At 40.6% G+C, this 9,041-nt stretch carries 11 protein-coding genes; 10 read left to right on the top strand and 1 reads right to left on the bottom strand.

Annotated elements, in window-relative coordinates; translation table 11 throughout:
• Positions 1-956, bottom strand: a 956-nt coding sequence (locus tag HZC45_00760; protein MBI5681701.1) for a histone-lysine N-methyltransferase, incomplete at its 3' end; no start/stop codon positions are given.
• A 229-nt stretch (positions 957-1,185) separates the two neighbouring features.
• On the opposite strand from HZC45_00760, the gene lspA reads away from it, so the two are divergent.
• The 10 genes from lspA to HZC45_00710 form a co-directional block, all read left to right on the top strand.
• Positions 1,186-1,665: a signal peptidase II gene (lspA, locus tag HZC45_00755; protein MBI5681700.1), complete on the top strand. Its 480-nt coding sequence runs from the start codon at positions 1,186-1,188 to the stop codon at positions 1,663-1,665.
• Between the two features lie 201 nt (positions 1,666-1,866).
• Positions 1,867-2,655, top strand: a complete 789-nt coding sequence (gene rpsB / locus HZC45_00750) for a 30S ribosomal protein S2 (GenBank protein MBI5681699.1) — start codon at positions 1,867-1,869, stop codon at positions 2,653-2,655.
• 96 nt (positions 2,656-2,751) lie between these two features.
• On the top strand, positions 2,752-3,396 hold the full coding sequence (gene tsf / locus HZC45_00745) for a translation elongation factor Ts (GenBank protein ID MBI5681698.1): 645 nt from the start codon (positions 2,752-2,754) through the stop codon (positions 3,394-3,396).
• 150 nt (positions 3,397-3,546) lie between these two features.
• The gene (locus HZC45_00740; GenBank protein ID MBI5681697.1) at positions 3,547-4,263 is read left to right on the top strand and encodes a UMP kinase; all 717 of its coding nucleotides are present in this window, start codon (positions 3,547-3,549) and stop codon (positions 4,261-4,263) included.
• A 5-nt stretch (positions 4,264-4,268) separates the two neighbouring features.
• Positions 4,269-4,826 (top strand): ribosome recycling factor, encoded by a 558-nt coding sequence (frr, locus tag HZC45_00735; protein MBI5681696.1) that lies wholly within the window; start codon positions 4,269-4,271, stop codon positions 4,824-4,826.
• An 88-nt stretch (positions 4,827-4,914) separates the two neighbouring features.
• Positions 4,915-5,661, top strand: a complete 747-nt coding sequence (locus tag HZC45_00730; GenBank protein MBI5681695.1) for an isoprenyl transferase — start codon at positions 4,915-4,917, stop codon at positions 5,659-5,661.
• 27 nt (positions 5,662-5,688) lie between these two features.
• Complete coding sequence (locus tag HZC45_00725) at positions 5,689-6,501, top strand: phosphatidate cytidylyltransferase (GenBank protein ID MBI5681694.1); 813 nt, start codon at positions 5,689-5,691, stop codon at positions 6,499-6,501.
• A 70-nt stretch (positions 6,502-6,571) separates the two neighbouring features.
• Positions 6,572-7,744, top strand: a complete 1,173-nt coding sequence (locus tag HZC45_00720) for a 1-deoxy-D-xylulose-5-phosphate reductoisomerase (GenBank protein ID MBI5681693.1) — start codon at positions 6,572-6,574, stop codon at positions 7,742-7,744.
• Positions 7,745-7,861: 117 nt separating this feature from the next.
• Positions 7,862-8,266 carry a PA2779 family protein gene (locus tag HZC45_00715; GenBank protein MBI5681692.1) on the top strand — a complete coding sequence of 135 codons (405 nt, stop codon included), beginning with the start codon at positions 7,862-7,864 and terminating at the stop codon, positions 8,264-8,266.
• A 40-nt stretch (positions 8,267-8,306) separates the two neighbouring features.
• A partial coding sequence (locus HZC45_00710; GenBank protein MBI5681691.1) for a PA2778 family cysteine peptidase occupies positions 8,307-9,041 on the top strand: 735 nt, incomplete at its 3' end.

Below are 9,041 nucleotides of genomic sequence, written 5' to 3'. Positions count from 1 at the left end.
TCTGTTATAACAGTTGTATCAATGCCTGAATCACCTGTAATAGATATGTATTCAATGATAAGCGCCTCAACAGGCGGATTGCCTGTCCTTTCACCTATGCCAAGGAGCGTTCCGTTTGCAGCGCTGCACCCGTAAAGCCATGCACACACTGCATTTGTTAAAACCTTATGAAAATCATTATGTCCGTGCCATTCAACAAGTTCTTCGGGTGTGCCGCCGTCATCAATCACAGCCCTTATCCATTTTGGTACACTTCTTGGAAGTTCCGCATCAGGCCACGGCACACCATAGCCCATTGTATCGCAAATCCTTACCTTTATGGGTATCCCGCTCTCCTCACGGAGTTTTGTTAGTTCCTGAACAAACGGAATGCAAAAGCCGTAGACATCTGCCCTTGTAGCATCTTCAAGGTGGCACCGCGGTGTAACCCCTGCATCAAGGGCTGCCTTTACAACACCGAGATACTCGTCCATAATCTGTCTTCTTGTCTTTTTGAGTTTAAGGAATATATGATAGTCAGAGGCAGATGTTAAAATCCCGGTTTCACTGAGCCCCATCTCTTTTACAAGTTTGAAATCCTCCTTTACAGCCCTTATCCACGATGTTATTTCAGGAAACTCAAACCCAAGAGAAAGGCATTCTTCAACTGCCTGTTTATCCTTATCCGTATATATAAAAAACTCTGTCTGCCTTATTACGCCATTCGGACCGCCAAGTTTATTCAACATCTTATAAATATCAACTATCTGCTTTACAGTATATGGCGGTCTTGCCTGCTGCCCATCTCTGAATGTTGTATCTGTTATCCAGATTCTTTCAGTAGGTTTTTTTTCAGGGAATTTTCCGTCAAAGGTGACCTTGCACACGGAATCATAAGGGAATTTATCCCTCATGAGGCTTGGCAACTCAACATCTACCAAATCACACCTTTGGGTAATACCATAATTTCTTGCCATGATTTCAGACAAATAAAATCAGCATAATCCTACTTCTATTACCATCTATTTGTTGTATACTGTATACAAATGTATTGAACCTGTCAAGGTAATTTTGGTAATTTTGGTAACAGCACTTTATTGTGGGGGGCACCATTTTAAGTCGCCGTCTCACCATTTCAAGTTTGACAGGTAAGGATTAATATTATATCATTTTTGACCTGATAGTCCACAGTGGACTTTTGCAAATATGAAGGCATCAATACTAACCATACATAAGACATTTCTGACAACCGCCGCACTTATTGTGGTCATTGACCAGATTACAAAATTCATTATCAGGGATTCTCTTGTCCTTTTTCAGTCTATTGAGGTAATACTGGGCATCTTCAATATCACATATATAAGAAATCCAGGGGCTGCATTTGGCATCTTTGGAGAAGAGAGTAAACTGTTCAGACAAATCTTTTTAATAGGGACCTCCGTAGCCGCCATAGGAATAATTGCCTCTTTCTATTTAAAATCCAAAACCCATCTTGCAAGATTAGGGCTTTCCATGATTGCAGGCGGTGCATTAGGGAATCTTATAGACAGGATATTATTCGGTGAGGTAACAGATTTTCTAGATTTATATTTAGGTTCATACCATTGGCCTGCCTTTAATATTGCAGACTCATCTATCACAATAGGGGTTGGCATAACAATTTATGCAATCTATATGAAAAAATAGCCATCCTCTTGCATCCTCTTTCTCTTTCCTTTCTTGACAAACGATTTTTTATACTTGCAAATGGTAATGTGTTGTGATAGAAATTCTTGATACTTTTTAAAACACACGTCTTTCATACTTTCCAGCGGTGTCCTGAATTTCTTCAGGATTCTGGACAAAGATAAGAAGGACGGAGGGAAAACCAAAAGGAGGATTAAAAGAATGGCGTATCTGACAATGAAACAACTTCTGGAGGCTGGTGTTCATTTTGGACATCAGACCGCAAGATGGAATCCGAAGATGAAACCATACATCTTTGGGGCAAGGAATGGTATCTATATTATAGACCTGCAGCAGACTGTAAAGATGTTCAAAGATGGATATGATTTTATAAAAAATATTGCGGCAAGGGGTGAAAAGATTCTATTCGTTGGAACAAAAAAACAGGCACAGGATATAGTTAAAGAAGGGGCACAGAGATGCGGGATGTTATATATACATGCAAGATGGGTTGGCGGCTTACTGACAAATTTTTCTACGGTAAAAAATAGCATAAAAAGATTAAAGGACCTGGAAGGCTTGACTGCAGAAGGCACTCAGAGTCTTCGTACAAAAAAGGAATTGCTTAAACTGGACAGGGAGCGTCAGAAACTGGAAAACTATTTGGCAGGAATCAAAGAGATGGGTGCACTGCCAAAGGCAATGTTTGTTATTGACTCAAAAAAAGAGGCAATTGCCATAAGGGAGGCAACGAAACTGGGAATACCTGTGGTTGCTGTTGTTGATACTAATTGTGACCCCGGCGGCATTGACTTTGTAATACCGGGCAATGACGATGCTATCCGGGCAATCAAACTTTTTGTATCTGCCATAGCAGATGCCTGTGTTGAGGGAAGGCAGTTATACGAAGAATCCCTGCAAGCAGTTACTGATAAGGAAGAAGTAGGGGACATAACTGTAGTGTCTCAAGAATCAGAAGTGGCAGTCCCTACACAGGAACCTGCTGTATAGCAAAACCACATCTGCCAAAAATAGACATTGATTTTTGGGGACATCTGCCTGACTCATCTGAATATTTTAGCATGAAAGTTACACATGGGAGGCACAATGGAAATATCTGCATCAATGGTAAGGGATTTGAGAGAGGCAACAGGTGCTGGTATAATGGATTGCAAAAAGGCACTGGCAGAAACAAATGGTTGTATGGAATCTGCAGTTACCTTCCTCCGGGAAAGGGGGCTTGCCGCTGCACAAAAAAAGGCAGGCAGGATTACATCTGAAGGAACTGTCGGATATTATATACATTCAGGGGGCAAGATAGGTGTTCTTGTTGAGGTCAACTGTGAAACCGATTTTGTTGCAAGGACAGAAGATTTTCAGTTGCTTGTAAAAGATATTGCTATGCATATTGCTGCAGCAAACCCGCAGTATGTAAAGAGGGAAGAGGTGCATCAGGATTTTATTGAAAAGGAAAAGGCGATTTACAGGACACAGGCGATTGAGTCAGGTAAGCCTGCAAAGGTAATAGAAAAAATGGTGGAGGGAAAGGTTGATAAGTTGCTTAAAGAGATATGCCTTTGGGAGCAGCCATTTGTAAAAAATCCTGATACAACCATAAGCGAACTTTTGACAGCGGTAATTGCTAAACTTGGTGAAAACATATCTATAAGACGGTTTGCAAGGTTCAAGGTTGGTGAAGGTATAGAGAAAAAGACTACTGATTTTGCAAAAGAAGTGGCAGCAGCAATGTAAATACCGTTATACGTGAGCGTGATACGTTAAATCAAAAATAAAAATGCAAATATCAAAATGATAAATCAAAATTTAAAAATGAAATACCTTAATTTTGATTTTTGATATTTAATTTTTGATTTTGTTCTTTCACGCATCACGGCATTTATTATGTCCCAACTAAAATATCGTCGTATCCTCCTAAAACTTTCCGGTGAGGCATTGCTTGGTGAACAACCATTTGGCATTGACACAGGGATTGTTGATTCCATATCAGAAGAAATAAAAGAAATCCATAATATTGGTGTTGAGATTGCCATCGTAATCGGAGGCGGCAATATCTTCAGAGGTGTTGCTGCCAGTGCTAATGGTATGGACCGAGCAACTGCTGATTATATGGGTATGCTGGCTACAATTATAAATGCTATGGCTTTACAAGACTCCCTTGAGAAAAAAGAGGTTTTTACAAGGGTAATGTCTGCTATAGAGATAAAAGAGGTTGCTGAACCATATATAAGGAGAAGGGCGGTAAGGCACATTGAAAAAGGCAGGGTAGTAGTATTTGCTGCCGGGACAGGAAATCCATACTTTACAACAGATACAGCGGCATCCCTGCGCGCTATGGAAATTCACGCAGAGGTCATATTAAAGGGAACAAAGGTGGGTGGTGTGTATGATAAGGACCCGATGAAGTCAAAAGACGCAATAAAATATGACAACCTCTCCTATATAGATGTGCTTAAAAATAACCTGAGGGTTATGGATACAACAGCCATATCAATGTGTATGGACAATAAACTGCCCATAGTAGTTTTTAATCTAAAAGAGCGGGGTAATATAAAAAAGATTATAATGGGTGAAAATATTGGAACTATTGTAAAGGAGTAGTTAGAGTGAAGGATACTATAATAAAAGAGATGAAGGAACGGATGGAAAAGACAGTTGATGTCTTCCATCATGAAATGGCACGACTCAGAACAGGCAGGGCATCTGTATCCATCCTTGACGGCATACAGATTGATTACTATGGAACATTAACACCTTTAAATCAGGCTGCCACATTGTCTGTCCCTGAAAGCAGGTTGATTACAATCCAGCCATGGGACATAAGCATAATTGGTGTGATAGAAAAGGCTGTCCTTGCATCTCAACTTGGTTTAAATCCTGCAAACGATGGGAAGATTATCAGGTTACCTATCCCGCCGCTTAATGAAGAGAGAAGAAAGGAACTTGTCAAGGTGGCAAAAAAGATGGCAGAAGAATCAAAGGTCAGTATAAGAAATATAAGAAGGGATGCAAATGAGGAATTTAAAAAACTTGAAAAAGACAAGACCATATCTCAGGACGAACATAAAAAACTGCAGGCTCAGGTTCAGGACATAACAGATAAATATATAGTAAAGATTGACGAGGGTTTCCATCATAAGGAAAAGGAGATACTGGAGGTATAAAAAACTGGCAATAGGCAATTGGCAATAGGTGATGGGAAAAGCAAAAACCTATAACCTATAGCCTATAACCTATAGCCTATAGCCTAACATGAAGACACTAGACAAAAATAATCTCCCAAGGCACATTGCAATAATCATGGACGGCAATGGACGATGGGCAGAAAAGAGGTCCCTTGGGAGGATACAGGGGCATAGGAAGGGCGTCCAAACAGTAAAGGATATAGCCCGGTTCTGTAGGGAGATTGGAATAGAATATCTCACCCTCTATACCTTTTCTACTGAAAACTGGCACAGACCCAAAGTAGAGGTTAATGCCTTAATGGAACTTTTAAAGAACCATTTAAAAACAGAACTTAACAAGATGATGAAGGACAATATAAGATTCAGGGCTATTGGAAACATTGATGCCCTGCCAAAGTCTGTTCAAAGGGTTATACATGATATTGAGGAACAGACAAGCAACAATAGCAAGATGAACCTCAATCTTGCACTTTCTTACAGCGGCAGGCAGGAGATAATTGAAGCAGCAAGAAAATTGGCAGGAAATGTGGCAGAGGGAAAGATTGCACCTCAAGACATAACCGAAGAGGTCTTTTCACAAAATCTCTACACCTGCGACATACCAGACCCCGACCTCCTGATAAGGACAAGCGGTGAGATAAGGATAAGCAACTTTCTTCTCTGGCAGGTGGCATATGCGGAGATATATGTTACAGAAGTCCTCTGGCCCGATTTTACCCCGGGTCATTTACTAAAGGCACTGCAAGATTATCAAAAGAGAGAGAGAAGGTTCGGCCTTACCAGAGAACAGATAAGGTTAAAACTTGCACAATAGATATATTTATAATCTTCTGTCTCGCAAATGAAAAATCCTACAGAACTATTCAAAAGGCTTGTAACAGGTGCAATAGGTATCTCTGTATTAGTGTTTCTGGTTTTATATCCATTTCCTGTTTACTTCTCTTTGGTGGTAATAATCATAACAATCCTCGCAGCATGGGAATACTTTAATATACTGTTTTCTGAAAAAGATTTTGGACTAAAGGTATTTGGGACAGGACTATCTGTGTCAGCATCTATAGGGATGTATGCCTTTGGACACTCAATATTTTTACCTCTTGTCCCGGCGGTTATATTTATGGTTTTCATATATGCACTCTTTTGTCATAGAGATATAACCTCTGCTTCTGGTTTGATAGGCAAAACAGTTTTGGGCGTATTGTATATAGGCTTGTTTCTTTCCTATGCGATTGGCATAAGGACTTTTGAAAACGGCGGCTGGTGGTTACTATTCCTCTTTTCTATAATATGGATGAATGACACATTTGCATTCTTTGCTGGAAAGGGTTTTGGCAGGACTAAACTTGCACCTGTTATAAGCCCGAACAAAACTATGGAAGGTGCAGCAGCCGGACTTGCAGGCGGGGTGATAACAGCAATTGTCTTTAATACCTTCTTCCTCAAAGAGTTGAGCGCATCAACCACTGTTCTTCTGGCGGTCAGTTTAGGAGTTTTATGCCAACTGGGAGACCTTTTTGAATCAATGCTAAAGAGAGGGGCAGGTGTAAAAGATTCTGGCAGCATCATCCCTGGTCACGGCGGCATCCTTGACAGGATAGACAGCATAATAATACCGCTGCCATTTTTTTACTATTATCTGATAATTATAGGCTGAAGGCTCGTTGCTAATGGCGCCTCCTGCCTCTAGCCTCTAGCCTTTTGCCTTTAGCCTAAATTTGTTTATTATGAAGACTCTTTCAATACTTGGTTCAACAGGCTCAATAGGCAGAAGCACCCTTGACATTGTGAGAATGCATCCTGATAAATTCAGGGTCGCTGTTTTAACTGCCGGCAGAAATATTGATTTACTGAAAAGGCAGATTTATGAGTTTAAGCCCGAAGTTGTCTCTGTTATTGATAAAGAAACTGCAGGGACTCTCGGTAAAAATCTGTCATGCAGGGTGCTGTATGGTGAGGATGGGTTTGAATATGCTGCAACATTTAAGTTTGTTGACTTGGTTGTTTCAGCAATAGTTGGTGCTGCTGGACTGCTCCCTACACTTGCTGCTATAAATGCTGGCAAGGATGTTGCCCTTGCTAATAAAGAAACCCTTGTTATGGCAGGCGCTTTGGTAATGGAGGCGGTTAAAAAAAATAAGGCAACCCTTCTCCCGATAGACAGCGAGCATAGCGCCATATTCCAATCTATTATAGGACATCAAAAAGGAGATATTAAAAGACTTATACTCACAGCCTCTGGCGGACCTTTTTTAAATACCTCTTTGGGAAAACTGTCTAAAGTTACTTGTGACGAGGCATTAAAACACCCAAACTGGCAGATGGGACAAAAGGTGACCATTGATTCTGCAACCCTTATGAATAAAGGGTTAGAGGTCATAGAGGCAAGATGGCTTTTTGACATACCACCTGAAAGGATAGCGGTTCATGTCCATCCGCAGAGCATAATTCATTCTATGGTAGAATATATTGACGGAGGAATATTGGCACAGATGGGTTCTGCGGATATGAAGTGTCCTATATCATATGCCCTTGCATATCCAGAAAGGATTGAGGCAGGTGTCACACCGCTTAACTTGTGCAAACTAGGCAGTCTTACATTCGTTGAACCTGATGTTAAGAGATTCCCTGCCCTTAAACTTGCATATGAATCGCTGCGATTGGGAGGCACCATGCCTGCTGTAATGAATGCAGCAGATGAAATAGCGGTCGATGCATTTTTGAAAAAAGAGATACGGTTTACAGATATTGTCGGCATCGTGGAAAATACCATGAACAGGCATAATCCATCTCGTGCAGATACGATTGATGAAATTCTTGAGGCAGACATCTGGGCAAGGCATGAGGCAAAAAGACAGATAGAGGCACTATGCTCCGAAAATACCTCTTACACCCTGTAGGGGTTTGATCCCTGCCAAAAGGTATAGGTTCCAATCAGTTTCCGATCAGTTTATTATTGACAAAAAATTTATACTTCTATATATTTACCTCATATTCTCAATCGGGAGGTGCATGAAATGATCGGCATTAGACAATGTTTTTTAATCCGTCCGCTTGCTCTATATCTGGCAATTATGTGTTTTCTGATTGCAAGTCTGCCCAGACAGTCCCTTGCATTTATAATTTCGTCCCAGACTGATGAAAGGGTATTTGACAGGCAAAGTGATGTCTCAACTATCCAGAGGATATTGGAATCAAAGGCAGTATCACAAAAACTCTCATCCCTTGGACTCACAAAGGATGAGATAGATAAAAGGATAGATAGATTAACCGATAGCGAACTGCACCAATTTGCAAGTCAACTGAACAGCATCTATGCCGGCGGTGACAGTGGAGTGGGCATTATAATAGCCCTTCTTCTTATAGTTGTTCTTGTCCTTGTTATCTTAAATCTTACAGGACATAAGGTTGTACTAAAATGAAACACTCATGAGCCTTTGGCTCACAAGGGATATGAAGGGTATGGCATTCCAAAGGATGGCAATAACTACTGCCATCCTTTTTTTTATTTACGGATGCGCAGACAGGATAAATGGCAATATCATAAAAGGAGATATTGCAGGTAGTCCTTCAAAAGGGCATTATATTTCAGGTGTCCCATTTATTGCACAGGAGGAATTCTACTGCGGACCGGCTTCTCTTGCAATGGTCATGAATTTCTACGGCATGAAAATATCGCAGGATGCGGTTGCAAAAGGGATATATCTCAAGAAACTCAAAGGCACACTTAATACAGACCTTTTGGTGTATGCAAGGGAAAAGGGCTTTCACGCAAGATATTATAGCGGCAGCATTGATGATATAAAGATGAATGTATCAAAAAACATGCCGCTCATATTACTGTTAAACCTCGGGCTTGATATTTACCCGATTTATCATTACATGGTGGTTGTTGGGTTCCATGATGAAAAAGGTTTTATAATCGCACACTCAGGAAAAGAGGAGGAAAAGATATTCTCTTATAAAGAACTGATCCGTGCATGGGAAAAGACATCATTCGGCACATTACTTGTATCCCCTCCTGAAAAGATAGGTCAAGATACACTCTCTGCATCAGGGCATGCGGAGATTGGTGTCATCTATGAGTCAAAGGGTGAGAATGACCTTGCTGTTTCTGAATATAAGAAGGCCATACAAAAAGACCCGAACTATGCCCTTGCGTATTTTAATCTTGGCAATATCTATCTTAAAAAAGGT

This window comes from Deltaproteobacteria bacterium (assembly GCA_016223005.1).
Taxonomy (GTDB): Bacteria; Desulfobacterota; GWC2-55-46; order UBA9637; family GWC2-42-11; genus JACRPW01.
The sequence above is the reverse complement of the archived record's forward strand: the minus strand, read 5'-3'. Positions and strand labels throughout refer to the sequence as shown.